At 45.2% G+C, this 25,670-nt stretch carries 29 protein-coding genes; 13 read left to right on the top strand and 16 right to left on the bottom strand.

Annotated elements, in window-relative coordinates; all coding sequences use genetic code 11:
- Window positions 1–5: 5 nt before the first annotated feature.
- Window positions 6–461, bottom strand: a complete 456-nt coding sequence (locus QUB44_RS04650) for a hypothetical protein (protein WP_333363733.1) — start codon at window positions 459–461, stop codon at window positions 6–8.
- A gap of 327 nt (window positions 462–788) precedes the next feature.
- The gene (locus QUB44_RS04655) at window positions 789–1,193 is read right to left on the bottom strand and encodes a hypothetical protein (RefSeq protein ID WP_333363734.1); all 405 of its coding nucleotides are present in this window, start codon (window positions 1,191–1,193) and stop codon (window positions 789–791) included.
- Window positions 1,194–1,478: 285 nt separating this feature from the next.
- Here QUB44_RS04655 and ftsH3 point away from each other — a divergent pair, with 285 nt between their 5' ends.
- A complete protein-coding gene (gene ftsH3 / locus QUB44_RS04660; protein ID WP_333363737.1) occupies window positions 1,479–3,317 on the top strand; it encodes an ATP-dependent zinc metalloprotease FtsH3 in 1,839 nt (612 codons plus the stop codon).
- Window positions 3,318–3,571: 254 nt separating this feature from the next.
- On the opposite strand, the gene QUB44_RS04665 is transcribed toward ftsH3, so the two are convergent.
- Window positions 3,572–3,835 (bottom strand): type II toxin-antitoxin system RelE/ParE family toxin, encoded by a 264-nt coding sequence (locus tag QUB44_RS04665; RefSeq protein ID WP_333363740.1) that lies wholly within the window; start codon window positions 3,833–3,835, stop codon window positions 3,572–3,574.
- Window positions 3,828–4,145 carry a hypothetical protein gene (locus tag QUB44_RS04670; protein WP_333363743.1) on the bottom strand — a complete coding sequence of 106 codons (318 nt, stop codon included), beginning with the start codon at window positions 4,143–4,145 and terminating at the stop codon, window positions 3,828–3,830. The genes QUB44_RS04665 and QUB44_RS04670 overlap by 8 nt, the downstream gene beginning before the upstream one ends.
- 138 nt (window positions 4,146–4,283) lie before the next feature.
- On the opposite strand from QUB44_RS04670, the gene QUB44_RS04675 reads away from it, so the two are divergent.
- Both QUB44_RS04675 and QUB44_RS04680 read left to right on the top strand, forming a co-directional pair.
- Complete coding sequence (locus QUB44_RS04675; protein WP_333363745.1) at window positions 4,284–4,922, top strand: bifunctional 4-hydroxy-2-oxoglutarate aldolase/2-dehydro-3-deoxy-phosphogluconate aldolase; 639 nt, start codon at window positions 4,284–4,286, stop codon at window positions 4,920–4,922.
- Between the two features lie 100 nt (window positions 4,923–5,022).
- A complete protein-coding gene (locus tag QUB44_RS04680; RefSeq protein WP_333306172.1) occupies window positions 5,023–5,544 on the top strand; it encodes a L,D-transpeptidase in 522 nt (173 codons plus the stop codon).
- A gap of 177 nt (window positions 5,545–5,721) precedes the next feature.
- Here the strand turns inward: QUB44_RS04680 and QUB44_RS04685 are convergent, their stop codons facing one another.
- Both QUB44_RS04685 and QUB44_RS04690 read right to left on the bottom strand, forming a co-directional pair.
- The gene (locus QUB44_RS04685) at window positions 5,722–6,549 is read right to left on the bottom strand and encodes a YwqG family protein (protein WP_333363748.1); all 828 of its coding nucleotides are present in this window, start codon (window positions 6,547–6,549) and stop codon (window positions 5,722–5,724) included.
- A 73-nt stretch (window positions 6,550–6,622) separates the two neighbouring features.
- Window positions 6,623–8,212, bottom strand: a complete 1,590-nt coding sequence (locus tag QUB44_RS04690) for an Hsp70 family protein (protein WP_333363751.1) — start codon at window positions 8,210–8,212, stop codon at window positions 6,623–6,625.
- A gap of 326 nt (window positions 8,213–8,538) precedes the next feature.
- On the opposite strand from QUB44_RS04690, the gene QUB44_RS04695 reads away from it, so the two are divergent.
- A complete protein-coding gene (locus tag QUB44_RS04695; RefSeq protein WP_333363754.1) occupies window positions 8,539–9,264 on the top strand; it encodes a CPBP family intramembrane glutamic endopeptidase in 726 nt (241 codons plus the stop codon).
- Between the two features lie 138 nt (window positions 9,265–9,402).
- Here QUB44_RS04695 and QUB44_RS04700 read toward each other — a convergent pair whose 3' ends face one another.
- Entirely contained in the window at window positions 9,403–9,765 is a 363-nt protein-coding gene (locus QUB44_RS04700; protein ID WP_333363757.1) for a hypothetical protein, read from the bottom strand.
- A gap of 1,156 nt (window positions 9,766–10,921) precedes the next feature.
- On the opposite strand from QUB44_RS04700, the gene QUB44_RS04705 reads away from it, so the two are divergent.
- The 6 genes from QUB44_RS04705 to QUB44_RS04730 all read left to right on the top strand — a co-directional run bounded on the left by QUB44_RS04705 (window position 10,922) and on the right by QUB44_RS04730 (window position 16,511).
- Window positions 10,922–12,073 carry a glycosyltransferase family 4 protein gene (locus QUB44_RS04705; RefSeq protein ID WP_333363806.1) on the top strand — a complete coding sequence of 384 codons (1,152 nt, stop codon included), beginning with the start codon at window positions 10,922–10,924 and terminating at the stop codon, window positions 12,071–12,073.
- A 93-nt stretch (window positions 12,074–12,166) separates the two neighbouring features.
- Window positions 12,167–12,841: a hypothetical protein gene (locus QUB44_RS04710; protein WP_333363760.1), complete on the top strand. Its 675-nt coding sequence runs from the start codon at window positions 12,167–12,169 to the stop codon at window positions 12,839–12,841.
- Window positions 12,842–13,165 (top strand): glycosyltransferase, encoded by a 324-nt coding sequence (locus tag QUB44_RS04715; RefSeq protein ID WP_333363809.1) that lies wholly within the window; start codon window positions 12,842–12,844, stop codon window positions 13,163–13,165. It begins immediately after the preceding gene.
- A gap of 103 nt (window positions 13,166–13,268) precedes the next feature.
- A complete protein-coding gene (locus QUB44_RS04720; protein WP_333363763.1) occupies window positions 13,269–14,639 on the top strand; it encodes an O-antigen ligase domain-containing protein in 1,371 nt (456 codons plus the stop codon).
- A 439-nt stretch (window positions 14,640–15,078) separates the two neighbouring features.
- On the top strand, window positions 15,079–15,873 hold the full coding sequence (locus QUB44_RS04725; RefSeq protein ID WP_333363766.1) for a WecB/TagA/CpsF family glycosyltransferase: 795 nt from the start codon (window positions 15,079–15,081) through the stop codon (window positions 15,871–15,873).
- 194 nt (window positions 15,874–16,067) lie between these two features.
- Window positions 16,068–16,511 (top strand): DUF4079 domain-containing protein, encoded by a 444-nt coding sequence (locus tag QUB44_RS04730; RefSeq protein WP_333331381.1) that lies wholly within the window; start codon window positions 16,068–16,070, stop codon window positions 16,509–16,511.
- An 80-nt stretch (window positions 16,512–16,591) separates the two neighbouring features.
- Here QUB44_RS04730 and QUB44_RS04735 read toward each other — a convergent pair whose 3' ends face one another.
- Window positions 16,592–17,500 (bottom strand): alpha/beta hydrolase, encoded by a 909-nt coding sequence (locus tag QUB44_RS04735; RefSeq protein WP_333363770.1) that lies wholly within the window; start codon window positions 17,498–17,500, stop codon window positions 16,592–16,594.
- 365 nt (window positions 17,501–17,865) lie between these two features.
- On the opposite strand from QUB44_RS04735, the gene QUB44_RS04740 reads away from it, so the two are divergent.
- Window positions 17,866–18,024, top strand: a complete 159-nt coding sequence (locus QUB44_RS04740) for a hypothetical protein (protein ID WP_333363773.1) — start codon at window positions 17,866–17,868, stop codon at window positions 18,022–18,024.
- A gap of 22 nt (window positions 18,025–18,046) precedes the next feature.
- Here the strand turns inward: QUB44_RS04740 and QUB44_RS04745 are convergent, their stop codons facing one another.
- From QUB44_RS04745 to ubiG, 4 genes are all read right to left on the bottom strand, one after another.
- On the bottom strand, window positions 18,047–18,784 hold the full coding sequence (locus QUB44_RS04745; RefSeq protein ID WP_333363776.1) for an alpha/beta hydrolase: 738 nt from the start codon (window positions 18,782–18,784) through the stop codon (window positions 18,047–18,049).
- A gap of 177 nt (window positions 18,785–18,961) precedes the next feature.
- Window positions 18,962–19,474, bottom strand: coding sequence for a flavodoxin FldA (gene fldA, locus QUB44_RS04750; protein WP_333363778.1), 513 nt, complete (start codon window positions 19,472–19,474; stop codon window positions 18,962–18,964).
- A gap of 162 nt (window positions 19,475–19,636) precedes the next feature.
- Window positions 19,637–19,963 carry a cupin domain-containing protein gene (locus tag QUB44_RS04755; RefSeq protein ID WP_333363781.1) on the bottom strand — a complete coding sequence of 109 codons (327 nt, stop codon included), beginning with the start codon at window positions 19,961–19,963 and terminating at the stop codon, window positions 19,637–19,639.
- A gap of 637 nt (window positions 19,964–20,600) precedes the next feature.
- A complete protein-coding gene (ubiG, locus tag QUB44_RS04760) occupies window positions 20,601–21,446 on the bottom strand; it encodes a bifunctional 2-polyprenyl-6-hydroxyphenol methylase/3-demethylubiquinol 3-O-methyltransferase UbiG (protein ID WP_333363784.1) in 846 nt (281 codons plus the stop codon).
- A gap of 226 nt (window positions 21,447–21,672) precedes the next feature.
- Here ubiG and QUB44_RS04765 point away from each other — a divergent pair, with 226 nt between their 5' ends.
- Window positions 21,673–22,404 carry a TIGR04283 family arsenosugar biosynthesis glycosyltransferase gene (locus QUB44_RS04765; protein ID WP_333363786.1) on the top strand — a complete coding sequence of 244 codons (732 nt, stop codon included), beginning with the start codon at window positions 21,673–21,675 and terminating at the stop codon, window positions 22,402–22,404.
- Between the two features lie 368 nt (window positions 22,405–22,772).
- Here the strand turns inward: QUB44_RS04765 and QUB44_RS04770 are convergent, their stop codons facing one another.
- The 3 genes from QUB44_RS04770 to QUB44_RS04780 all read right to left on the bottom strand — a co-directional run bounded on the left by QUB44_RS04770 (window position 22,773) and on the right by QUB44_RS04780 (window position 24,891).
- The gene (locus tag QUB44_RS04770) at window positions 22,773–23,459 is read right to left on the bottom strand and encodes a DivIVA domain-containing protein (protein WP_333363789.1); all 687 of its coding nucleotides are present in this window, start codon (window positions 23,457–23,459) and stop codon (window positions 22,773–22,775) included.
- A complete protein-coding gene (coaD, locus tag QUB44_RS04775; RefSeq protein ID WP_333363792.1) occupies window positions 23,342–23,920 on the bottom strand; it encodes a pantetheine-phosphate adenylyltransferase in 579 nt (192 codons plus the stop codon). The genes QUB44_RS04770 and coaD overlap by 118 nt, the downstream gene beginning before the upstream one ends.
- Before the next feature lie 143 nt (window positions 23,921–24,063).
- Entirely contained in the window at window positions 24,064–24,891 is an 828-nt protein-coding gene (locus QUB44_RS04780; RefSeq protein WP_333363795.1) for a M15 family metallopeptidase, read from the bottom strand.
- Window positions 24,892–24,946: 55 nt separating this feature from the next.
- On the opposite strand from QUB44_RS04780, the gene QUB44_RS04785 reads away from it, so the two are divergent.
- Window positions 24,947–25,090: a hypothetical protein gene (locus QUB44_RS04785; protein WP_158307989.1), complete on the top strand. Its 144-nt coding sequence runs from the start codon at window positions 24,947–24,949 to the stop codon at window positions 25,088–25,090.
- A 26-nt stretch (window positions 25,091–25,116) separates the two neighbouring features.
- On the opposite strand, the gene QUB44_RS04790 is transcribed toward QUB44_RS04785, so the two are convergent.
- Window positions 25,117–25,299, bottom strand: a complete 183-nt coding sequence (locus QUB44_RS04790; RefSeq protein ID WP_333363812.1) for a helix-turn-helix transcriptional regulator — start codon at window positions 25,297–25,299, stop codon at window positions 25,117–25,119.
- Window positions 25,300–25,670 lie beyond the last annotated feature (371 nt).

Consider the following 25,670-nt stretch of genomic DNA (forward strand, 5'->3'; position numbering starts at 1 on the left):
TAAAATTAGTTATTTTTTTGAGAGCCTAGCTTTTCTACCAGTGCTTTGAAATTTCCATCTATTCCATCTATACACTTATTCCGTTCTAAGTTCAAGATCGCTAGCTGTTTGACAACTATATCTTTTTCTGATGCTGCCACTTTTTCAAACTCATAGACTTTTTCTTGTTCGTGCCACAAGTTGCAGTTAACGTGGGCGAGCTGCGAGAAGATTTCGCCTATGCTGCCAAGGACATCAGGCACATAATTGCCTTCTTGTTTATAAACTTTATTTGAGGCGAAAGTCAGGCGAGCGATCGGAATTTGACCCGATATAGCAGCGCTAATAAATTCGTTCATTTCCTGCTGAAGCTGTTTTTCTTGAACAGCAAGGCTCTTGAGTCTGATTTCGTCTTCGGAATGCCACTGTTTCAATTTAACAATTGTCAATTTGTCGCAGAGAGAGCCAAGTGTTTCTGCCATAGGTCAAATGTGATTGGTTTGAAAGAATCTAACTGAGGATGTTTGGCGATCGCTCGTTTTTTCTAAAGGAAGTTTCCGCACATCATCCTGCAACCCTCGCTCCTGCCTTAGCGCTCAGTCATACACTAAAGATTTTATCGTAGTTGTTACCGCCAAGCTACTAATATAGATCGTTTGCTACCAGACGAACACCCATTTCGGTTGTTCCCAGAATAGTCCCTACTATTTTATACAACGTTTTTGCACGCACACAGGATTATTTTACATAGAAAATGCTGATGATTGAGACATCCGATCGCCAGCAGCTTTAACATCACTCTCTCTCGTTCAATTGACAAATTCAACGCTCCACTCGATCTCAGCCATAGGTAGACTAGGAGAGCGAGGATTTGGATAGATTTGCAACCCTCTGGGATCGACAATCAAATCCAGCGTCTCCATCACAATAGCACCGAGTAAAGCATACTTTTTCCTGGGTTCGATGATTGCCTCAAATACTCCTTTCCTCTGGCAAACTTCTACTTCTACCGCCCAAACAATGTCTTTCTCAGCAGTCTCCTCGTTAGCATACTTAACTATCTGCTTCCTAATCTTGGGAAAATTTAACTGCACTGCAATTGATTCGGGAAAAACCAGCATCGTCGCTCCTGTATCAACTTTTGCCTCCAGTTCCACTATCTCGCTGTCGCTCAAAGGATTTCTAATTTTTAAGGTAGTGTAGGTAATTCCCATCGCTGTTCACTTCTTGGTTCTATTAGCTTAACTGACGATCGCCCGCCGATCGCCGAAAACCTTGTGGGCTGGGGGGCGCCAACTCTTGACAAAAATCATTTAATATTGTATTGATAACAGCCAATTCACAGACCGATGATAAGTTCGGTTGTCACCACCTCAGACTGCCGCAGCATGGCCGGGATTCCTCACCACACAAAAACAAGTTACAATTAGGTTAAGATTGATGAACATAAATAAAAATTCCCAAATCACAGGGACTAAAAATTAGGAGGATCGACCTCGGTGAATAAACGCTGGAGAAACGCTGGCCTGTACGCACTGCTGGCTATTGTAGTCATTGCCTTAGCAACGGCATTTTTTGACAAACAGCCCCCAAGTAGGGAAGTTTGGAAGTACAGTCAATTCATTCAGGAAGTCGAGAGCAAGAGAGTAGACAAAATAAATATCAGTTCCGATCGCAGCAAAGCCCTCGTCACAGCCCAAGACGGCAACAAAGTGATCGTCAACCTGCCGAACGACCCCGAACTGATCAACATCCTGACCAAAAACAACGTAGACATTTCAGTTCTGCCCCAAAGCGACGAAGGGTTCTGGGTAAAAGCCCTCAGCAGCCTGTTCTTCCCGATCCTGCTCTTGGTGGGACTGTTTTTCCTGGTGCGGCGCGCCCAAAACGGGCCCGGCAACCAAGCCATGAACTTCGGCAAATCCAAAGCTAGAGTCCAAATGGAGCCACAAACTCAGGTGACTTTCGGCGACGTGGCCGGCATCGAACAAGCCAAGCTAGAGCTCGCAGAAGTCGTGGACTTCCTGAAAAATGCAGACCGCTTCACCGCAGTCGGAGCAAAAATCCCCAAAGGCGTGCTGCTGGTCGGCCCTCCCGGAACTGGTAAAACCCTGCTGGCAAAAGCAGTTGCTGGAGAAGCTGGCGTTCCCTTCTTCTCGATTTCAGGTTCAGAATTTGTGGAAATGTTCGTGGGTGTCGGTGCTTCCCGCGTCCGCGACTTGTTTGAACAAGCTAAAACGAACGCTCCTTGTATCGTATTTATCGATGAAATTGACGCGGTAGGCCGCCAGCGGGGAGCTGGTTTGGGCGGTGGTAACGACGAACGGGAACAAACCCTGAACCAGTTGCTGACAGAAATGGACGGCTTTGAGGGCAATACTGGCATCATTCTGATTGCTGCCACGAACCGCCCCGATGTGCTCGATGCGGCGCTGCTGCGTCCGGGTCGCTTCGATCGCCAAGTTGTGGTCGATCGCCCCGACTTCGGAGGCCGCCTAGAAATTCTCAACGTTCACGCCCGCGGAAAAACTTTGTCGAAAGACGTGGACTTGGAAAAAATTGCCCGCCGGACACCTGGTTTCACAGGTGCGGATTTGGCCAACCTGCTCAACGAAGCAGCAATTTTGGCCGCCCGTCGCAACTTGACCGAAGTCTCGATGGATGAAGTCAATGATGCGATCGACCGCGTGCTCGCTGGCCCGGAAAAGAAAGACCGCGTGATGAGCGAAAAGCGCAAAACTTTAGTAGCTTACCACGAAGCCGGTCACGCTTTAGTCGGCGCGCTGATGCCCGACTACGACCCGGTGCAGAAAATCAGCATTATCCCCCGCGGCCGCGCCGGCGGTTTGACTTGGTTCACACCAAGCGAAGATCGGATGGATTCTGGCTTGTATTCTCGCTCTTACTTGCAAAATCAAATGGCGGTAGCTTTGGGCGGCCGCATTGCTGAAGAGATTGTGTTCGGCGAGGAAGAAGTAACAACTGGCGCCTCGAACGACTTGCAGCAAGTAGCAAGAGTAGCGCGGCAAATGGTGACTCGCTTCGGAATGAGCGATCGGCTAGGTCCTGTGGCTCTCGGTCGCCAACAAGGCAATATGTTCATGGGTCGCGATATCATGGCCGAACGCGATTTCTCCGAAGAAACCGCAGCGACGATCGACGATGAAGTGCGTTTGTTGGTAGAACAAGCTTATCGGCGTGCAAAAGATGTGCTGGTTGGCAACCGCCACGTCCTCAATGCTTTGGCTGATATGCTAGTTGAAAAGGAAACTGTGGATTCGGACGAATTGCAAAATTTATTAGCTAATAGCGATGTGAAAATGGCGACGATCGCTTAATCAATTTTGGATTTTGGATTTTGGATTTTAGATTTAATCTAAAGTTGGAAATCAATAATTGGGGTGATTCTGGGATTGTCTGGAATCGCCCCGATTTTTTTGTGGGTTAAGTGCGATCGACTGTTTCAGATCGTGTCCTGTCAATTACCCTTAATAAAAAATGTTTGTAGTCAGGATTTTACTCCTCGGATTTATGAGGACTAAAGTCCTCACTACAAACCAATTTTATTGTGGTCGATCGAATGGACATGATATCACCTTTCGTACACTTCCCGGCGGTGACGGACTTTACTGATATCGATCGTGCAACTGTCATCATCAATGGTGTATATTACCCTGTAATCGCCAACCCGAATTCGCCAACCGTTTTTCTCCCCCTTTAACTTGAGACAGCCCGGGGGACGTGGCACACTTCCTAAAGCATTTATCTGGGGATAAATGCGACTGCTGATTTCAACGGGCAGAGCATCCAGGTCTTTTTGAGCCGAACGTGCAGTAATTACCAGGTAATCAGACATTCAATTTACCTTTTTCCTGAAGCTGGCGCTGAACTTCTTCCCAGGGAACTCTTGGTTCATCTTTTCTAGATTCAATAATCAGACAGTCGTAAACATCCTCCCAGAGTTCTCCGTGCTTCTCGAAGTCGAGCAGCACCGCGATTTTTTCGCCTTGAGAATCAACTAAAAACTGAAAGTCGATCGGTTCGCCACATTCGGCCAGTACGTCAGCCCAAAATGCACTGTGTTCTTTGAGGTCAACAATTGCAGCAGTTTTGTTGCCTAGATTGTCGGTTAAAAATTGAACGCCCCGCATAGTGTAGTTTGGCATATATCGGAGTTAGTAATGTGTATTAAAATTATATGCGAGTCAGAATGATATGAGTGTCAAATTTGGGATCGTTCCCAATTTTAAATCCTTCGACGCTCGCGCTCACGCCGAAGTCTAAAATCTAAAATCTAAAATTGTATGAATCATCAATCTTGGTTGACACTACTCAAAAAACACCCCGCGATCGCAGTCATCCGTTCCTCCGAAAAGGAACTCGCTTGGCAGATGGCATCAGCGGTAGCAGCAGGAGGAATCAAGTTTATTGAAATTACTTGGAACACCCACAAAGCCGCTGAATTAATTGCCCAACTCCGCTCCGAATTCCCTACTTTTAGTATTGGCACCGGCACCTTATTAAACTTAGAACAGTTGCAGCAAGCAATAGACTGCGGCGCTCAATTTCTGTTTACTCCACACACCGATGTAGCTATGATTAAAACAGCCGTTGACGCCGGAGTGCCGATCGTCCCCGGTGCTTTTTCTCCTACGGAAATTGTCACCGCGTGGCAAGCAGGCGCTACCTGCGTTAAAGTGTTTCCGATATCGGCTTTGGGAGGCGCGGCTTACCTGAAAAGCCTGCAAGGCCCCCTGGGAAACATTCCTTTAATTCCCACTGGCGGGGTGACGCTGGAAAATGCCAAAGTATTTATTGACGCTGGGGCGATCGCCGTGGGTTTAGCCGGAGACTTATTTCCTAAACACTTAGTGGAAAATCGCGATTGGCGGGCGATCGTCCAAATTGCCCAAACTCTCGCCCAAAATTTAACAACTTGTTAAGCCCTCTTTCCAATCCAACATTTCAAATCTAAAATCTAAAATAGTACAAGCCAATCTAAAATCTAAAATCTAAAATCTAAAATAGTACGAGGTGTAAGGAATGAACAGGATTATTAACTCAACTTACTTCCGTCGCGCTGGAACTTTCTGTGCCGGCTGCGCCCTCACTTTTGCTACATTCTGCGGCGGTTCAATGACCGCATTTGCCAGCGAACAGCACAACACAATTGCCAATAAAATTATGCTGTTGCAGCAATCCAGCGAACGCTGGATTGAAATAGATTTGTCAAGACAAAGGTTAATAGCTTGGGAAGGAAATACACCAGTTTACGCGGTAATTATTTCCAGCGGCAAATCATCGACTCCCACCCGCACGGGAACCTTTGCCGTTCAAACCAAACACCGCGTTACTAGAATGACTGGGGATGACTACGACGTACCCGACGTTCCCTATACAATGTATTACGACGGAGGCATGGCAATTCACGGCGCTTACTGGCACAATTTGTTTGGCAATCCCGTTACTCACGGCTGCACAAATGTAGCTGTCAATCATGCTAAATGGCTATTTGAATGGGCGTCGGTGGGAACACCCGTGGTTGTTCACAAATCTCAGGTTTAGCGCATTGGGAATTGGGAATAGTCGAACACTATCAGTCTTGGACGCAGGACAGTCAGAAACCGGGTTTTTTGGCGAAATACAGAGGTTACAGCCCGAAGATTCGGTAAAAAACCCGGTTTCTTTATTCGGAGTGCGTAAGTCCTTGTTTGCTTAGGCGTGCTTGCTTAACTGCTGCTTTTAATAACAATCCCAATTGTATAACACCTTACTAAAATCTAATTTTCTGAGGGCTGTTTCATCAATAAAAAAATTACCTATACCAGTGTCTCCCCACATAATATTTACTGTATCATTGCTGTCAATATCCATTTGGAATAAAAGAATTTTTCGCATGATTTCCCCCTCGCCGTTAGTAGCATATTCTCTGACATCGGCTTGTGTAAAATCAGGATAACCACCTATTTTATGACCAAAGGAAGGCGATATTTGTAGGTACTCATCCTCAATTTCAGGGTTCGTAAATAACTCCTTAAATTCCTCGCCTAAAAGTTCGGTAAATTGGTAGTCACTGGTACTAATCGGCGCATATTTTTTAGTAAATTGCAAGCTGCAACAGCCATCAACAGGAAAAGCTTCGGGTTTCGGCAAAAAATCATAATTGGTAATCATGTTTTCAACTTTGAAGTCTGGCTGAGGAAAATAGATTATTTTGAATTGGTCTTCGATTGTATGATTATCTGCATTGGCAGAATTGTCCAAATTTAAACCATATAGGTCATCGTCAGCTATATAGAACTGTAAGATCCCCCGATCGGGAAAACCATCTAAAGGCGGTATTTCATCAAAGTTGAGTTGCGCTAGCAAAAATAAATATTTACCGTCAGGAGTTTTTGGATACTCAAAACCTTTAGGTAAATAAGGCAATCCCCCAAATTTACTCTGCCACCAATTAACGTCATCATTATTCTGGGTTTGAATTTCGATGTAAGGTTTAATGGTAGCTTCAATTCTGTCGCGATACTTTTCTAGTTCCGGAGAGAGTGGAACTTCTAGTTTGTAGTCCATCTGCTTCTTAAAATTTGTTTTGAACGCAATCAGTAGGGTGCGCCGAAGCGCACCTTACCTGTAAAGTCTATCCTTAACTTAGCTGCACCACGGGTTTATCCTCTAACAAAGTTTCATTTGTCAGCAAATCTTCCACGGTAATTCGCAAAAAGCGCTGTTCGTCAACGCGGAACAAAACTTTTATGCGATCGCTCCCCGGATACCCAGGCGGCGTCAATTGAGCGATGCTGCGGGCTCCGTCTTTATCATTTAAGGGCTGTGCCGATGTTTGGCCCGCGAGTTGGCGAGTAATTAGCCTGTCGCCGTCAAAATATATCTCCCTGCCGCCAGTTTCCGCTCCCAATTCGCCGATAATTAATTCTATACTTGGCTGACTTTCTAAAGAAGCCCCCAAGACTAATTCTACCGGTTCGCTCATCGGATAAGACTGGCCGGATTTGATTAAACTGTGCCAACTGTGGCAATTGTCGCGGCGGTTCCAGTAGCGAATGCCGTAACTGTGATAGAGAAAATCTTTGATTTCTATGCCTTGACTCAGTTGCAGAGCACCTTGGGCGATCGCCTCAAAGGGTTTGTCGCAGCGAATTTTTGCCGGATCGAAATATTGCTGCACCCAACGCCCGACAGCGGGGATTTGCACAGTACCGCCAACTAGCAAAACTGCGTCGATGTCGCCAATTTCTAAGCCTTGGCGCCGCGCTTGCTGCAATACTTGATTCATGCAGTCGTCCAGTTTGTCAAAAAACTGATGTTCACCGAGGATAGATTCAAAACGAGTTCGGTCTAATTCTAATTCGTAACTCTCAAAATTTTCATCATCAAAATAAACCTCAACTGCCTGATTCACCAAAGACAACTGAATCTTTAACCGTTCTGCCAATCTCGTTGTAATGGGAGATTTGGCCAGCCCTTTTGTTTTAACAAAATAGTCAACCAGCCAATTATCAATATCAGAACCGCCTAAATTTTGTCCGGCTTTAGCCAAAACCCGGGCAACTTTTGCTTTTTGCGCTGAAGATTCAGCTAATAGCTTTTCGCCCCACTTAAGAATAAAACCGAGGGGCTTTTTGTCGGAGGAAGCGTCCAAACGCACCAAAGAAAGGTCTAGAGTTCCGCCGCCGAAATCAATGACTAACAGGTTTTCGCGATCTGCCAAACCGTAACCCAAAGCAGCCGCCGTAGGTTCGTCCAACATCCGCACCTGTTCTACTTGCAGAGATTGAGACAATTTGCCCAACCAATGACGGTAAGCTTCAAAACTATCTACCGGCACAGTAAAAATCAAAGAATCGATCGGCAAAGGCAGTTCGCGAATTGAGTTCACAATTTGGCTCAAATACCACTCACCTACTTGTTCAAAAGTAATAAGTTGCCCGTCAATTTCCGGCACAAAACCCTGAACAGAAGTGCCAATTCCCCGCTTAAAATTGCGGAAAAACCGAGAATCTCCACTCAAATCCAGGCCTTTGTCGCGGACTTGCTGACCGAGTATGACTTTACTTTGAGCAGCGTCCTCAACGTAGAGTAAACTGGGAATTAGGGGCGGATTTTGAGCCGAGATTGCCGACAATCCCGGTAATTTTAAAGTTTCGGGCTGCTGGAGGGCTTGATTCCAGCGAGCGACGACGGTGTTGCTAGTTCCAAAATCAATTGCGATCGTCATTCAGCCAAAATACACAGCTACGAGGGATTCAATTATATTATTGTATTTTGAACCCCAAATGCAAATAGATTATCAACTTGTGCTTGCATAAATACTTAGTTCCAATCAAAACTGCTTTAGCAGCGGAGTCTTCAATTTTGTGCAACTGCATATTTTTGGTTGCAACAAATAAGCGCCACTTTTATAAGTGGCACAAAACTCATACCATTTTAAATTTTAGATTAAACACTTGGGAATGGCTGACTGCATAAGGGTTTGGAACACTGGCACAGAGGTGCATTTTTTTAAAGTGGTATCACCTGTCCGCCGCCGCCAAGCTTTTACCTTTGATATCAATCCAATTTTCAAATAAAGCGTGCAAAATGCTGGATATCGGCGATCGCAAAACAGCACTATTGGCTCTAACACTACTTGTCCCTGCGGCTAGTATTGGTATCATAGCAGCCTTGTATATTGCCCCGGGAGGCTGGGGAAAAACACTGTCAGTCTTCTGTCAACTTTGGTTGCTGGTTTTTCCGATCGCGTGGTCTGTTTTTGTTGATCGCAAAAAGCTCAGTTTATCCCTGCCCAAGCGCCAAGAATTGCTGGCTGGATCTATTTGGGGAATATTCATGTTTGCGATGATTCTAGGTATCTATCGGCTTTTCGGTCAGCACTGGATCGATCCTGTAGTTGCTAAAGAAAAATCGCACCAATTAGGTATTAGCAGCCCTACTATTTACTTGATTGTAGAAGCATATTTTGTGCTAGTTAACTCACTGATTGAAGAATTTACTTGGCGGTGGTTTGTATGCAACAAGTGCCAGATTCTCATACCGGGTACAAAAGCAATATTTCTGAGTTCGCTATTTTTCACGATCCACCACATTTTTGTAATAGCAGCTTACAGCGACTGGCAGGCTGTTATCTTAGGTTCCTTAGCTGTCTTCACCGCCGGGATAATTTGGTCGCATTCTTATCTGACTTACCGTTCGCTGTGGTCGAGTTATATCAGCCACGCGATCGCAGATTTAGCTCTGGCAATTATTGGTTGGCAAGTCCTCTTTAACTAGCTGCTTTTTCAGCGACTATCGCCTGCAATTCTACAGTAACAATTGACCCTTTTCCCCACTCTCTCTCCTGACTAATATCTTCCCCCATCATCGGGGCGGCGTGGCACTGCCACAGGCGATAATGTACCCTGATAAATTTTAAGCTTCGGCAAGGTATATGTGGCTGTAGCTGCGGTTAATGCCAACTAGCAGCGACAAGTGTTTGCTGGCATTCATGCTGATTCTACTGGGCTCTTGACTGATGCTGTGCAATAATCGAACGTTCATATCTTCCCACCGGAAGATGCTTTCCGTTAAGACATCTGCTTTTAATTCTAGGTTTGGTTTTGCTGGCGATCGCATAATTTTAGCTGCTTGAAAACAGGCCAACATATCGCTACAAGCATCGGCGGCCGGGCCCCCAAGAGCACACCGATTGTCATCTGGAATTGCAAACTTAGAAAAAATGATGCTTTCATAACATGAAATTTTTTGTACGCGAAATCGTTTGATACATACCACGAAGCTGCTGCTAATGCTTAGGAGTCAACGTTTGCACGATATAGGTCGATCCACATTGAGTATTCCTTTGATCTTTATAGGGTCATTTAATAATTTGCTGATGAATTTTTGTTACGGTAATTACTTAGACAAGGATTGGGCAGGAACACTACATATACTCTGCCCCCCCAGTGGCAGTCTCTTTTGGGAACTTTTTCATGCGATCGCCTTTTATTAACAAATTTAAAACTCACGCAGCTAATTAAATTTATATCGGTGAAACTCTATTTTCTGTAGGACGATTGGGAAACCTATTTTTTCAAACAGTGGACGCATCAACCGGGTTTTTACACGAACATACGACAAGTGAGGGCGAGAGATATCGCTTAAAAAACAGGGTTTCTCCCCTCATTCGCGCGTCCACAACGGTCATTCGCGCGATCGTGCCCCTGCCGGTATCTGAGAAAACCACCATCTCTAAATCTTGACAAAATAGGATATTGTCTCAAGCAATACCGACAGCACAGTTACCCAAAAATCACAGCCTATGATTGGTATTTATATCTGTTAGTTCAATGGAAAAATCAACATTCTCAAGGTAATAATTACCCTCTTTAATCCAGTATAAAATTTTGCCAAAGGCGATATCAATCTACTGAATATTGTTGTTAATGCTACCTTTATCCCCCACATTAAAAGTTGGCTGACATTCGGTTTACTGTACATTCCTGTCTGTTGGATAGTAAATGATGTTATCTTCAACCGAGGGTGTTGTCTAGCTTGGTGTTGGTCGCGAACAAAGCTCCTATTTGATGAGGTATCTATCTTCGAGATGAACTTTCGCTGGCCTGCAAATTATCCCTATAGGAACTGTTTCGCCATCACATAAATCCTTATTATCAATCCCATGACAGTGCAGTTTGTGCAGATAAATATTGGGGTGTTGCGAACAGTCGGTCGGTTGGATTCTATGTAAACACTAGGAAAGCGGTAATTAATATTCACCCGCCCCTCTTTCCTTTTGGGCTCTAACATCAGTGCTGGTAAGCTGATACGCATTTAAATTGGGATTTTTGAAGCCTAGACTCCTTGCACCCTGGCTTTCAGGCAGAAAATTTAAATGCTGAACAGCTTAGCAGCGCCGAATGCGATTCCAAGTCTTAAGTGGGACTTAAAAATGAAAATCACCTTTGTTCTTCCTACTGTGTCTCTGACTGGTGGAATACGAGTAATATCTATTTTCGCAGAACTTTTGAGAAAGCGAGGACACTCCGTATTCGTCATCTCTTTACCCCGTCCCCAGGCGAGTATGCGCCAGCAAGTCAAGTCGCTGCTGCGGGGAGGGGGTTGGATTTCCCCACCTGAAAACGAACCCTCATTTTTCGATAACTTAGGTGTAGAACACAAAATTATCGATCGCTACCGCCCGGTAGAAGACAAAGATGTACCTGACGCTGACGTAGTAGTTGCCACCTGGTGGGAAACCGCCGAGTGGGTAGCCAAACTCTCTCCTAGCAAAGGAGCAAAAGCTTATTTTATCCAGCACCACGAAATTTTTGACTATCTACCTCAAGGTAGAGTAGAAGCAACTTGGATGCTGCCGATGCACAAAATTACGATCTCTCAGTGGTTAGTTGAGCTAGCTCGGACTAAATATGGCGATCGTCAAGTTTCCTTAGCTCCTCCTACCGTGGACACGAAGCAGTTTTACGCCTGTCCTCGCAACAAACAATCGGTTCCTACAGTTGGTCTAATGTACTCTACAGTCTATTGGAAAGGAACTGACATCGCCCTCAAAGCTTTTTCCTTAGCGGCCGAAAAGATCCCCAACCTGCGTCTGGTTGCGTTCGGTACAGAGGCCCCATCCCCGGAATTGCCGCTACCGGCAAATGCCGAGTATGTAATTCAACCCGACCAAGACAAAATCAAAGACTATTACAGCAAATGCGATGCTTGGCTGCTGGCGAGCCGCTCAGAAGGCTTCGGCTTGCCAATTATCGAAGCGATGGCGTGCCGCACTCCCGTCATCAGTACCCCAGCAGGTGCTGCTCCTGAAATTTTGAGCGACGGTACTGGCATACTTTTAAGACGAGAAGATCCCCAAGAAATGGCAAAAGCCATAGAGCGTATCTGTCAGATGCCAAATTCCAAGTGGCAAGCCATGTCTGAAGCCGCCTATGCCAAGGTGAACAATTATACTTGGGAAGATGCCACGGATCATTTTGAAGCGGCATTGAAAATTGCTGTAGACAAATCTAAAGACCGCGACGTTAACATAGATTCCTTTTCTCCCTACAATGCTGAGGAAAAAATTCCGGTTGGATGCTAAGTCCCGCGCTGCCATTTGAAATTGGGTGCTACGGGCGTTTTCGGTGCGGGATTCTGGGGAGAAACTCAATATCGTTTGGTGGGGTTCTTCTCTATGCCCCTGCCGCAACCGACTTTGCTCCAACAATTGCGATCGCTGCTGAGGGGTAGGGGTTGGCTGTCCGCTCCCAAGACACAAAAGTCTCACTTTGACAAAGTGGATGTCGAAAGTCGAGTTATCGAAACCAACCGTCCAATTACTGATCTTGACGTACCTGATGCCGATATTGTCATGGCTACTTGGTGGGTGGCAAAACTCTCTCCCAGCAAAGGAAGGAAAGTATATTTTCTCCAACATTATGAGGCTTTTGACAACGTACCACAAGGTCGAGTAGAGGCAACTTGGCGGCTGCCGATGCACAAAATCGCTGTGGCCCAGTGGCTGGCCGACATAGCTCGGAATGAATACGGCGATTTGTCTGTATCTCTTGTCCCTCCCACCGTGGACACCAAACAATTTTACGACCCCCAGTCGCGGCTGGGGCAGCCGCGAGGCAAGCAGTCAGTTCCCACAGTCGGGATGTACTATACTAGAACTCCTTGGAAAGGCTGCGATATTGCCCTGAAAGCTTTCTCTCTAGCTGCCCAAAAAATTCCCAACCTTCGTTTAGTTGCCTTTGGTTCCGGCGATAGTCCTCCTTCCTATTTGCCGCTGCCTCCGGGTACTGAGTATAATCAGGAACCTACTCAAGAGCAACTCAGAGAGTTTTACAGCAAATGCGATGCTTGACTGTTTTCCAGCAGATCCGAAGGCTTCGGCTTGCCAATTTTAGAAGCGATGGCTTGTGGCACTCCATTCATCGGCACTCCAGCAGGCGCAGCTCCGGAACTACAAGCTTGCGGGGGTGGCATACTTGTCAAGCCAGAAGACCCAGAGGATATGGCAAAAGCGATCGAGCAGATTTGTCAGTTGTCTGATGCCGAATGGCGCGCAATGTCCGAGACTGCTTTGGAAACGGTGATAAATTATACTTGGGAGGATGCAACTAATCTCTTCGAGGCGGCACTCTACACTGCTTTGGAACGTCAGGCACAATTAACGAACAAGACGTAAAATTGAGGTTGATTTAAAAGATTGGGGTTGGGCGATCGTTTAAGCGACAATTTTTATCTGGCAATTTGAGTTGTCTTTCTACAATTTTACTGCAAAAAAACCTATGGTTGCATTAATCCCACTGGCTATGTTCGGCTTTATTCCAGTCGTTTTTTACCTGTTTGTGAGGTTTCCGGCTCAGCGGGCGGTAATTATAAGTTTTGTAGCAGCGTGGCTTTTTTTACCGCAAGCTTCTTATCCCATCCCCTCATTGCCACCGTATACCAAAATCTCTGCAGCTTGCTACGGCATTTTGCTGGGGACTCTTATCTACGATACGGTGCGCCTCACATCTTTTAAGCCCGGTTGGCTGGACGTGCCAATGGTAATTTACTGTTTGTGTCCAATTTTTTCACAAGTTAGTAATGGCGGCAGCCCGATTTCTCCGACTATCAACCAAATCGTTACTTGGGGTCTGCCTTATTTTTTAGGACGCTTGTATGTGGGTAGTTTAGACGGGCTGCGACAATTGGCGATCGGGATTTTTGCAGGTGGGTTAGCCTACATTCCTTTTACTTTAGTTGAAGGGATTAGGGGCCCAATTCTGCACCAAATGATTTACGGCGTCAATGCCTTTGACGACTGGGGTCAAGCAAGGCGTATGGGGGGGTGGAGACCGGTAGTATTTATGCAGCACGGTTTGATGGTGGGCCTATGGATGATGACAGCCGCCTTAATTGCTGTTTGGCTGTGGCAAACTGGGACGCTTAAAAAGTTTATGGGCCGTAACATCAAGACTTTAGCAATTATATTAACTATCGCTTTTTTCCTGTGCCGTTCTACGGGCGCCTACAGTTTATTTGTATTCGCGTTGATCGTATTATTCTCTGCCAAGTGGTTTCGCACCTCTTTGCCCCTGCTATTCATAATTGGATATATAGTGTTTTATCTGTACATAGCTGCATCCGGCCAATTTTCGAGCAAAGACGTGATTGAGTTCATCAATCAAGTATTTGGCGAAGAACGAGCCGGCTCTTTGAAGTTTAGATTTGATAATGAAGAGATATTGGGGGAAAAGGCGCGGCAAAGATTTATGTTTGGCTGGGGAGATTCGGGCGGAAACCGCGTGTATAACGAATACGGTGATGATATCTCGGTCACCGACAGCTTATGGATTATTGCATTTGGCATCAACGGTGCAGTGGGTTTAGTTAGTTTATTTTCTTCCTTGTTACTTCCTGTTATCGTCTTTTCCGTGTTCAAATATCCCGCCAGAACCTGGACTAATCCCAAAGTAGCACCCGCTGCCGTCCTGGGAATAGCCTTAACTATGTACGTGTTTGACTGTGTTTTGAATGCTATGACTAACCCGATTTTTGCCCTGATTGCTGGAGGAATATCGGGTCTCGTCTTAAAAGCTCCAGAAAGTCTTAAGGCCAAGAAAACCACTTCGCCACCAAGAAGACAGTCCCTGGTTCACCAAAAATCAGGATGATTTTCAGGAATGCGATCGCTGCTTCACTTCAAGCTTGAGACTATCTTGCCTTCCCTGGAGACAAAAACTCAAAAATCTACCACTTTTGGATGAAATCCAGTTCGGAAGTTGCCAGATATTTGTCACTAGGTTAAAATTTTAACCTCATAAACTATTTTTTACATTCATTTGCAATGCTTCAAGTATTAGCACTGGATGGCTTTTTTCTTGAAACTGTGTTGCGAGTTATAATCTTAAAAATGGGCTTTATACAATTTTTCTAAAACGAGCTGATTCTTTACATAATCTTTAAAAATTCTCACTAGACAGGCAGGGTGTAGGAGGATATACTGAGAAAAGTATGTTCACGGAAGCACCCACGTAGTTAAAACACGAAACTGAATTGTGGGTTATAATAGTTTGAGTTGTAGTTTAATATAAAGCGGGAAGGGCATCATAAATGAAAACAGTTAATTTATTGAATGTCTCGATAGATAACTTGTCAATCACAGAGTTGTTTGAAAAACTCGACGGCGAAGGTGGTGTCGTATTTACACCGAATGTAGACCACTTGATTAAGTTGCAGTATGACCGCGACTTCTATGAAGCTTACAATACATCTACTTATAGAGTGTGCGACAGTCAAATATTGATGTATGCCTCTAAGTTTTTGGGTACTCCTCTCAAAGAAAAAATTTCTGGTTCTGATTTGTTCCCTGCATTTTATATGTATCACAAAGATAACGAGAAGATTAAAATATTTTTGCTAGGAGCTGCTGAAGGTATTGCTAGGAAAGCCCAGGAAAAAATTAACCAAAAAATTGGTAGAGAAATAGTGGTTGAAGCACTTTCTCCTTCTTTTGGCTTTGAAAAAGATGAGGAAGAATGTGAAACAATAATTGACGCGATCAATAAATCAGGAGCGACTGTTCTGGCTATAGGAGTGGGAGCGCCCAAGCAAGAGAAGTGGCTGGTTAAATACAGGAGCAAATTAACACACGTCAAAATTTTCTTAGCCGTAGGCGCAACCATTGATTTTGAAGCGGGTTGCAAAGCCAGAGCTCCCAAATGGATGAGTGAAGTCGGCATAGAATGGGCGTACAGACTATTAAGTGAACCGAGAAGGTTGTGGAAAAGATATTTGATTGAAGGTCTGCCTTTTTTCCGGTTAATCTTAGAACAAAAATTAGGGTTTTATAAAATGCCTTTCATGGAGAGCAAAACCAGCCAGCTAGAATGGAAAGGTGGCTCCTAAAAAGGTGAGCCACAAATCTCTAGCGTAAATTAAGCTGAGTATCGGAGAAAGTGGGTTTGACTTCAAGGTAAGACTGATGCAATCTGTGGATAGTCCGATCGCACTTTTTCTCAAAATAATTCATTTTTGCTTTCAAGTCCAGGTAAAATCGGAAAGAAACCTTTTGTGGAAAATCCTAATTAGGGATGCAACCGATGAATCTGCCTTCTTTCTTGTGGTTGTGGAAAATAGCGGCTTGGTCAATGGGTGTTTCCCTGTTGGCTTACCTGTTGCTGGCCGTTACTGGAACGTGGATGTTTGCTACTCGGAGTACCAAACAACCGCGACCAAAATGGCTGCGTCCTTTCCATGTGGCGACTGGTGCGGGGATGGCGACTTTGGTAATTTTACTGCTGGGAATTGGTGTAGTCGGTACGCTAGGATACTACGGCAATTTGGGTCACTCGGCTCATTTACCGGCGGGGTTAGCTGTTGTAGCTTTGGTCTTGGTTTCTGTTGGAAGCGGGCTGCAAATTGGTCCTAAACATCCTTGGGCGCGTCCCCTCCACATCGGCACTAATTTGGCTTTGTTTGGGGGATTTGTGACGGTGTTGCTCACAGGATGGACGATCGTACAAAAGTATTTGCCTAAAGTTTGAAACCTGTCTATTTGACCTCAAACTATACCAATGTGCCAGGGAAAACATATATGTAAGGTGCGCCGCAGCGCACCCTAGGTTTAATTTTTTTGCGTGAGTCCGCTTTTTGTGATGAATTCTAAAATATGCTGCGCGGTAATCTGGGGCTTTTCTAAGTGGGGAACGTGCCCGCAGTCGGGTATCCAAATTAGTTGAGAATTTGCGATCGCCATTGCAAACTTTTCCGCATCCGCCGTCCCCAAAATCCGGTCTTGTTTTCCCCACAAAATCAGCGTCTGCTGCTGAATTTGCGATAATTTTTCCCCAAAACCACCGTAACCGCCGCTTTTGGTAAACGCAATTAAAGCTTGATTCCAGTTGGGCATTTCCAAGTGTAAAGCAGCACAAGTTTGAGCGTCTAGAGAAGCCAAATTTTTATCGAAATAAGCATTGACGCTAATTCGCTGGCGAATTTTTGGATTGCGTAAAAAGGAAGTTGCCAGATATCCTAAAGGAGGAATTAAAAACTTTCCCTTATTAGAACTGATGGCAAAACCTGCGCTATCTATTAACACTAATTGTTTTACAGCTTCGGGATAATTGAGAGTGAAATCAATTGCTGCAGCACCTCCCATTGAAGCACCGACTAAGATTACAGGCTGCGAAATTAGCGTTTTCCAAAAATAGTAAAGGTGACTTTCAATTGCCCTCGCGCTGAATGCCAAACCTGCCGCTCTTTCTGTAAACCCGAAACCCAACAAATCAACCGCCCAAGTTTCATTTTCGGCAGCTAGCAGCGGCAACAGGCGGCGAAATTCAAACAAGGAACTGTCGAAGCCGTGAATTAGCAAAATCGGTGTGTTTCCGCTGCCTTTGCGCACGTAGGTTGTGGCAATTGGCTCAGAAGATAGGGGAGTTGTAATTGCCTCCCGTTGAATGCTTTGGGCTAAGGCAATTGAGGTAGATTCTGTGAGTTGTGCGATCGACTTTGGGAGAAAACTTGCTGGCATAATTCTTGAGAAATTGTGAATCGGTAGGGGCTGTGCCACGGTGTTCGCCCTAATATTTAAGTATATATGCTTGCTCGATCGCTATTTTAGGAGTTGGGGCGAGTCATTAAAATTCGATCGCTACTTAGTATCCCTCTACCCAGGCTAAGGCTGAGTTTGTTAACCAGATGTTAAAATATTTTATAATCGTTGCCAATAATTCCTTTTTAATCTACTATTATCTTCCTCTGCATCAAGAACGCCTCTGCGGTTCATTCAAAAAAACTAATTGACAAATCCAATAAAATTAGCATACCATTTACTCAAACATCTGAATATATGTTAAATAATTTTTACAAGTTTTCTAAAATCTCAACAATATACTGATGATGACTCAAACTCCATCCCTCAAAACCCTACAAACTAAAATTGGCGGAATAAACTGGGACAACTGCGCCAAAACAGTAGAAGCAGGTGTGCAAAAATTGCTCGGAATTACCGACATCAATGTAGTCTTTACCACAGAAACTTTCGGTATCAATTGAACAGGAAATAGCAAGGGCGACCCTAAAATTTAAAAGTTAAAATTGCTTGCCTGCTGTGCAGAGATAGCCAAAAATTCAGTATTTTTTCGCCCACTTGTTCTGGATAGAAGTGGTGAAAGAAATGCCTACCCTCTTTAAATTCTAAAAGTTGATCGCCTTTTTTCAGGAACTTAAGCCAGGGGCGCATGACAATAGGAGATACTACAAAGTCCGTCTTGCTACTGCATAACAACAAAGGTACTTCTACACCCCCATCGGATAAATTGGTCGTACTAAATAACGAGTGAGGCGAAGGCGAAAGTGCTAAATCTTTTTCAAAATATGATACAAATCTTTGATTGATATACTGATTTTGTTCTCCCAGCATATCGCCAACCATTTGAGTTAAAATTTGTTTGCGACTCCAGGAAAAAGCAGAAAGATGTGTATAGTAATGAGCTTGCCAATTAATAGCAGATGGCAAGCCGACAGCTAAGAGTCCCAAAGAGCTGACTTTGTGAGGATAGCGGCGGGCATAGATTAAACCAATTAGTCCGCTCGTACTGTGACCGATTAGATGAATTGGGCGATTGCGCGCTTTCAAATAGTGATGTAGTAGCTCAACGGCGACATCTAAAGAACAAGCTTCATCTTCCGTTTGTTCGTATTCCCATATTTGTATTGGTACTGACTGATTTAAGTAGTTAAGGAGAGAAAGATCGAATAATTGCAAACTCGGACTGGCACTTAGCCACAGCACATCATCTGAAGCACATATCATCACTTTTAAGTTGGAAAATGGAGCTATTAATAATTTTAACTGGTTCCCAGGCTCTTCTTGGGAACCGATGTCCAAAGGCTTTGCCTCGCGGAGTAAAATTGGAGGCAGAGCCCCCCGATCTGCGTTACCAGGCAGATCCTGGTAACGAGTAATTGCAAAACCAGCCCACCATTAATCCTAGATCCCAAATTCTGTCTTGAGTTGAGATACCCAAGATTTTACCCGTGCTTCCGTCAGATCGGATTGGTTGTCTTCATCGATCGCAAGACCTAAAAATTTGCCATTAACTACCGCTTTAGATTCATTAAAATCATAGCCGTCTACCGGCCAATAGCCAACAGTTTCGCCGCCCTGTTCCGTGATTTTTTCAGCCAAAATCCCCATGGCATCCATAAAATTATCCGGGTAGCCATCTTGGTCGCCAGTTCCCAAATAAGCCACCTTTTTGCCGCTAAAATCAATATCATCAAGTTCTGGGAAAAAGCCTTCCCAGTCACTTTGCAGTTCGCCGATATTCCAGGTTGGACAGGCAATAATCAGACATTCGTATTCAGCAAAATCATCATTTTCAATGCTGCCTATCTCGTGCAAAGTCACGATATCGCCACCAAATTCATCCCGAATCATTTCAGCCACCGACTCAGTTTTGCCAGTTGTAGTTCCGTAGAAAAGACCAATTGATTTCGACATTGTTACTCCGAAGGTGAAAGTTGACAGGGTTTAAGATTTATTTTTTTTGAGTCAGGATTTGGCATTTCCTGCCTGCAATTCATGCAAAAACAGTAGACGCGATTGTGGCACACCTGAGAAATCAGGGAGTCAAGACAGCAAGGACACTGTTTTTTCATTGGGTTAAATTTGAAAATTCATCAACCAAGCTGACTCGCTCATATCGGGGTCTGCTTCGCAGTCAATTAGTAACAGATTCAGCGTCGTTTGTACTTTTAGACTGCGCGGGATGCCTGCGGGTACAAACACAAATACTCCGGGTTTTAAAGTGACTGTTCGATCGCACACTGTGAGAGTTCCCCCTCCTTCTAAGACGGCGAGGGTTACATCTTTGGAGTTATCGAGGTCAGGTATTTCGGAATTTTTACCCAAACTCATCAGTTTTTGGCTGTCGGCGGGTTGTCCGTCGCTGATTCGCGAGGCTAACGCGGAAACTATTGCTGCTGTCACGGTGATTGACCTCCAGGTACTATTAACTTCCGGCACTTATTGCAATTAATATTCAATAAGCTACCATGCAATTTAGATAAATTGTCAAGAGTAAAACATTAAGATTTGTTACATAAGGCTGTCTAACTAGGTTTACACTCAGCACAAGCAGCCCCAAATTCACACGGGGCGGTGTTTATGGACGCTCAGAGAGGGCGGCGCAAGGGCTTAACTGTAAAAATACTTGCTAATAATTTGCAATTAGTTATTAAGATTACATTTGTAGTGCGATCGCCAATATAGCAATTCTCAATTGCCCGCAATACAGTAAGGATACGGCGCCGTGCCGTGTCCCTACGGAATATCTGTATTTGCACTCAACAGGGTAACGTGCACCGCTGCGTGCGCGCCCTACAAAATGCAATAGAGGCGGGTTTTAGCCGGATTTGTCGATCGCAAAAACCAGTCTAAAACCCGCCCCTAATGACAACAGTCAATCGATTTTAGATTTTAGATTTTAGATTTTAGATTTGAAGCATTGACACCACGGATAAATCCGGGGCGCTCCTTTATCGGATACAGGTTTTTTATTTGTGGACGGATGAATCCGGGGGCTTGTATCCTGGATGCTTTCGGTCAACAATCAACAATTAACCGACTAATTCTTCGCCCCTACGCCAACATACATAATCGACGTATCCTCATTAATTTTGATTTTAAACAAGCCAGACTTTTTGTAATCAAAATAGTTAGCGATATTAGAGATTAGCACTTGAGAAACTTGTTGGAAACTTTCCCCCGAAGGAAATAGCTGCTTTCCACTTGTAAGATTTCCCCAAAAACCGTGTATCTGGGCTAAAATAGCGCCCATTTCTCCAAACATATCAAAACCTTTAATTTCAATCTTGCCGAAACCCGTATCGCGCATTACCAAAGACAGTTCATCCGGGGTAACAAACTTTTCCCAATCGTGAACGCCCCGCCTAATCTCCTGCAAAATATTTTCCATCAGCCCAATCATCACAATTTGCGAGGAAAAAGTTCGGTTGATTGTATCAAAAAAGAACAGTCCCCCAGGTTTGAGAATCCTGTGAACCTCTGACACAACTTTTTTGTAATCGGCCACGTGTTCCAAAACATCCACGCAGATGACAACATCAAAGGTATTGTCAGGGTAGGGCATATTTTCGGCAAAACCTTGCCTGTAGTCAATCTCAAAACCGCTGGTAACTGCGTGATTTTGAGCGGCTACAATACATTTCTCCGATCGATCTATTCCAGAAACAATAGCGCCTCTCTGGGCCATAAACTCGCAAGAAAAGCCGCCGCCGCACCCCACATCTAAGGTTTTCAGCCCTTGCCAATTAGTCGCGTGTCTGTCGAAAAACTCAAATCTGGGTTTGTTTAGATGGTATAAGGCATAAATTTTAGCATTTTCGTCCCACCAATTATCGGCATTTTCCTCATAAAACTCTAAATCATTTTTTACTTCAGTTTTCTGCACGATTTTTTCATTCCTGATTAGTGAAAAATTTATATGGCGATTGCACATTTGCTGGATTTTATAGGACGCCAATACACCTATATTTTTGTGAAAAAACCGAGGTTTCGTGACAAGTTCGCAGGCCGACACCAGGTTTATGAATCCGCGCGCGTAAGTTCTATTTTATCGTTAATTGTGAATCGCCACAGTTTTTTATTATAATAGCTCTGGCATAAAATTCAACCAGATGGATCGCGTTTCTATTATCATCCCAGCCCTCAACGAAGCGACTTGTCTGGAACGCACCCTCCGCCAACTCAGCATTCTCAATCCTCCCGCTTGGGAAGTGTTGGTGGTAGACGGCGGTAGTCAAGACGAAACAGTGGCGATCGCACTTTCCGCCGGCATCCGCGTTATTTCTAGCAGTACAGCCGGACGTTCCGTGCAAATGAACTTAGGTGCTCAAGTCGCCACCGGTGAAATTCTGTGCTTTCTCCATGCCGATACTTTAGTTCCCGACGACATTGTAGCAGTCATCCAGAAAACATTGTCCGATGCCGAAATTTCCGGCGGCGGGTTTATCTCCCTGATGGCTGGTTCGCAGAAAACAAGATGGGGTTTTTCCCTCCACAATTACCTGAAAACTTATTACGCGCCACTGTTATTTCGGCCTCATTTATTTGTCCAAGGATTGCGCCTGCTGTTTGGCGACCAAGTTATTTTTTGTCGCCGTACCGATTTTTGGGAATGCGAGGGTTTCGATGCTGCGCTGCCAATTATGGAGGAGGCAGATTTGTGTTTGAAGTTAGTGCGACGGGGGAGACTTAAGTTAGTCAATCGGGTAGTGGAAAGTAGCGATCGTCGAGTTGCGAATTGGGGCGAATTTAAAGCTATTGCCATCTATCTTTCGATTGGTTTTTTGTGGGGTTTTGGCGTTTCCCCAAGGTATCTCAAGCAGTTTTATGAAGACATCCGCTGAAACACAAAATCCGATTAAATTCCCAAAATGTACTGGCTGTAATTTTTGGGCAAAACTTTCTGCAACAGGTAAATAATCGCCCAACAACCTAACAAAGTCCCCGTAACTAAAAAGCCGATCTTCAGCAGGGGATTTACCGCGTCAATAAACTTATAAAACACTAACAACACATGTAGCAATCCTAAAAGAGTCGTAAGTTTTTTACCCCACCCCAACCCTCCCCGCGGTGTCGGGGAGGGAGTAAGAAATTCACAAATTATGCGAGGATTGCTATAGAGACTATTGCGAAAAAAAATTTACTGCGAAAAAAAAGTCTACCTAAATTAGGTAGATTTTTAGAAATGTTCAAGCAATGAGTTCACTGTTGGCTAACCGTTGTTGTGATGGATGTGCGACGCAGAAACACTATCCAACTGATCGCGCCCGTTGCGGATCACGCGCAGCATATCGCTTAACTTGTGCTCGATATTATCGAGAACTTGGTCGGCATAATCGTCGGCTCCGTTTTGAATTTCCTCGCATTCAGCCATCGCCCTGACTCTCATCTCTTCCAATTCCTCTTGAGCCTGGTAGCGAATTTGTTCAACTTCCGCCAACGTGGCCTGCTGAATTGCCTCACAGTCGAGCAAAACTTGCTGACGCAACTGATCTGCCTCTATCTTCGCCTGCTGGAGCAGGCCCATATCGTTTAAAATTTCTGCTGCTCGCTGTTCTGCTGCTTCTATCACTTCCTGAGCGTAAAGTTCCGCCTCTTGAAGCAAGTCGTCTTTGTGCCGGATGATTGTCTCGGCTTCCTGAAAGGCGATCGGCAAATTTAGCCTCACCAAGTCTAACTGATCGAGCAACTGTTCTTCATCCACCAGAGTGCGTCTGGTCATGGGAATTCGCGGGCTGTCGAGAACAATTTCCTCAAGCCTGTTCAATTCCCGCTGGATGTCTACTCCTGCGGTTCGGGTGGGATCTCCGAAGGCGGCTGTGTTCTGAGGTGGTTGGTTCTCAGTGCCGATGCCGGTACTATCGGGTTCGATGCGAGTTGGTTCCTGCTGGCGTAACATTTGTAAATATCTAGGGCGACGTGTTTCGGAACAAGATGATCTACGGAGCCACCAAACTTGGCTATTTCTTTAACTACACTACTACTTAAAAAGCTGTACTCGTTAGAAGTTGCCAAAAAAACTGTTTCAATTTCACCCAGAAGGGTTTTATTGGTGTGGGCCATCTGGAGTTCCATTTCAAAATCTGTTAATACCCGGAGCCCCCGCAGCAGCACTTTGGCTTGTCGAATCTTAGCATAGTTTACTGTCAAACCCTCAAAACTGTCTACTTCTACATTTGGCAAGTGTTGGGTAGAGCGCCGGATCTGCTCGATCCGTTCCTCTACGGTGAAGAGAGGGGTTTTGCTGGGGTTTCTGACTACGGTAACAATTACCCGATCAAACAGTTTAGATCCCCGCTCGATAATGTCTGCGTGACCGAAGGTAATGGGATCAAAGCTGCCTGGATAGATTGCAATCACGAGTTTTGCCCAACGGAGTGGGGGAGTGGGGGGAATGGGAGAGTGGCTAGAGTGGGGCTGTGGGAGAGTGGGAGAGTGGCAAAGCCGGAGATGTGGAAAATCTTCCTTCTTCCTTCTTCCTTCTTCCCTCTTCCTTCTTCCCTCTACTTTTTCATGGAATGAGCTTTGTAGAAAGTTTCGAGGCTTTGCTTGTCGCCCACAAACCGCCAATGCCAAGGCTCGTAACTGACGCCTTGGCGATTGTTTTTGGGGAAGGACATTTCAAAGCTGAAGGCGACGGCGTTGGCTTCTAACCACTTGAATGCTTCGGTATTTTCAAAACTGGGGCTGAGGTTGTGTTCCGGGGCAGTGCCGTCGCCGATGTCGATCGCATAACCGGTGTGGTGTTCGCTGTAACCTGGAGGGGCGCTGACTTCGGCTCGCTTGCTGGCGTTTTGCCTGCGTTCGGCTTTCACGTCAAAAAATACGTGCTGTTGGTCTTGTAGGGAACGAAAGCCGGATATGGGAGCGAAATAGATGCCTGATGCTGCAGCGGCGTTGACCATTTCCTGATATTTTGCTGCTGCCCCGGAGCGGAGTTTGACGCTACCGTCGGAGGTGACGCTTACCAAGTCTTTGGCTGGTGCTTCTGGGTACGGCAAGTGTCCCAGCAGGTTTTCTGGTATTGCGGGGACTTTTGGGGTGGTAGCTGGACTCGCGACAGACGGAGACGCGGAACTTGTCGGCGCTGAGTCTTGTTGAGTTTGCTCTGCCTGACTGGTGGCTGGGAACGAGTTAAAGTTGAGGTGCAGCCAGATGCTGACCCCAAAGGCTAAGGCGGCCAACCCTAGCAGTTTCCAAATCAGCCCTTTTTTCTTGGACTGACTCTGCCCTGCTTCTGGGTATGGGTGGTCTCGCACTGCTTCTGGAATTTCGTCGGCGACAAGCTCCGAGGCTTGCGGGGGTTTTCTTGACAGACTAGCGTTATCCAAGCCAGCTCCACTCCTGCACTTCAATAAGGCTCAACGTTACAAATTGTAGACCGATATGGGCGATCGAACAGCTACAATTGCCGCTGAGAATATATCATCTCTTTCTGACCTCGCCCCGTCCCATCCGCCAACTCTCGCATCTGTTGCTTGGGCCCACAGTCGATCGTCCCTGCGAGGTCGAACTGGTTGGCGCTGGTAGCGCTGGTTTATTTTAAGTGTAATTTGTTACTGTTCGATAAAATCGAACAATTCTGCGATCGACACATCAAACGTCCGCGCCAATTTTAGCAGAGCACCGATGTCAGCCATTGCCATACCGGGCGATCGGGCATAGCTTTTCAGCGTGCTGTAGTGAACGCCCGATCGAGTGGCAACCTCTGTCAGAGTCGAACCGTTCTCAGCAGCCAGATCTCAAATCCGCAACCTCACCAATTCTATGCTTGACAAAGGGCAAGTATTGTGCATTTAAGTAATTAGATATTAAAGGGCGATCGTCCCCCGGCCTCAGAAACCGAAGAGCAATCACTTTTTTAGACAACCTCTCATTATATTTGTTTTATGGTGAAAGAGTGTATTCAGGCTTTTTGAGTAGAGTTTGTTGAGCAAACCCCTTAACTAATTTTATTCGTGAGTAGATCCATCTGGCATAATTGCACCAGTGAGTTTAGCATTTACCAAGTTTGCTCCCCCTATTTTTGCACCCAGGGCTATTTCGTTCTAGACAGTAGGCAGGGTTTAGGTTTAGAGTTTAGAAGTCGGATTCACCCTAACTTATGATT

This window comes from Microcoleus sp. AT3-D2 (assembly GCF_036705715.1).
GTDB lineage: Bacteria > Cyanobacteriota > Cyanobacteriia > Cyanobacteriales > Microcoleaceae > Microcoleus.

Bases quoted from the DNA above. Each gene is read 5' to 3' on its own strand.
- QUB44_RS04710 (WP_333363760.1), top strand. From the start codon at position 12,167: ATGCCCCTGCCGCAACCGACTTTGCTCCAACAATTGCGATCGCTGCTG.
- QUB44_RS04740 (WP_333363773.1), top strand. From the start codon at position 17,866: ATGATGACTCAAACTCCATCCCTCAAAACCCTACAAACTAAAATTGGC.
- QUB44_RS04745 (WP_333363776.1), bottom strand. From the start codon at position 18,784: ATGATATGTGCTTCAGATGATGTGCTGTGGCTAAGTGCCAGTCCGAGT.
- QUB44_RS04705 (WP_333363806.1), top strand. From the start codon at position 10,922: ATGAAAATCACCTTTGTTCTTCCTACTGTGTCTCTGACTGGTGGAATA.
- QUB44_RS04725 (WP_333363766.1), top strand. From the start codon at position 15,079: ATGAAAACAGTTAATTTATTGAATGTCTCGATAGATAACTTGTCAATC.
- QUB44_RS04665 (WP_333363740.1), bottom strand. From the start codon at position 3,835: ATGTCTGATTACCTGGTAATTACTGCACGTTCGGCTCAAAAAGACCTG.
- QUB44_RS04690 (WP_333363751.1), bottom strand. From the start codon at position 8,212: ATGACGATCGCAATTGATTTTGGAACTAGCAACACCGTCGTCGCTCGC.
- QUB44_RS04735 (WP_333363770.1), bottom strand. From the start codon at position 17,500: ATGCCAGCAAGTTTTCTCCCAAAGTCGATCGCACAACTCACAGAATCT.
- QUB44_RS04680 (WP_333306172.1), top strand. From the start codon at position 5,023: ATGAACAGGATTATTAACTCAACTTACTTCCGTCGCGCTGGAACTTTC.
- QUB44_RS04765 (WP_333363786.1), top strand. From the start codon at position 21,673: ATGGATCGCGTTTCTATTATCATCCCAGCCCTCAACGAAGCGACTTGT.
- QUB44_RS04650 (WP_333363733.1), bottom strand. From the start codon at position 461: ATGGCAGAAACACTTGGCTCTCTCTGCGACAAATTGACAATTGTTAAA.
- QUB44_RS04675 (WP_333363745.1), top strand. From the start codon at position 4,284: ATGAATCATCAATCTTGGTTGACACTACTCAAAAAACACCCCGCGATC.
- QUB44_RS04655 (WP_333363734.1), bottom strand. From the start codon at position 1,193: ATGGGAATTACCTACACTACCTTAAAAATTAGAAATCCTTTGAGCGAC.
- QUB44_RS04770 (WP_333363789.1), bottom strand. From the start codon at position 23,459: ATGTTACGCCAGCAGGAACCAACTCGCATCGAACCCGATAGTACCGGC.
- QUB44_RS04720 (WP_333363763.1), top strand. From the start codon at position 13,269: ATGGTTGCATTAATCCCACTGGCTATGTTCGGCTTTATTCCAGTCGTT.
- QUB44_RS04730 (WP_333331381.1), top strand. From the start codon at position 16,068: ATGAATCTGCCTTCTTTCTTGTGGTTGTGGAAAATAGCGGCTTGGTCA.
- QUB44_RS04785 (WP_158307989.1), top strand. From the start codon at position 24,947: ATGGGCGATCGAACAGCTACAATTGCCGCTGAGAATATATCATCTCTT.
- fldA (WP_333363778.1), bottom strand. From the start codon at position 19,474: ATGTCGAAATCAATTGGTCTTTTCTACGGAACTACAACTGGCAAAACT.
- QUB44_RS04685 (WP_333363748.1), bottom strand. From the start codon at position 6,549: ATGGACTACAAACTAGAAGTTCCACTCTCTCCGGAACTAGAAAAGTAT.
- QUB44_RS04670 (WP_333363743.1), bottom strand. From the start codon at position 4,145: ATGCCAAACTACACTATGCGGGGCGTTCAATTTTTAACCGACAATCTA.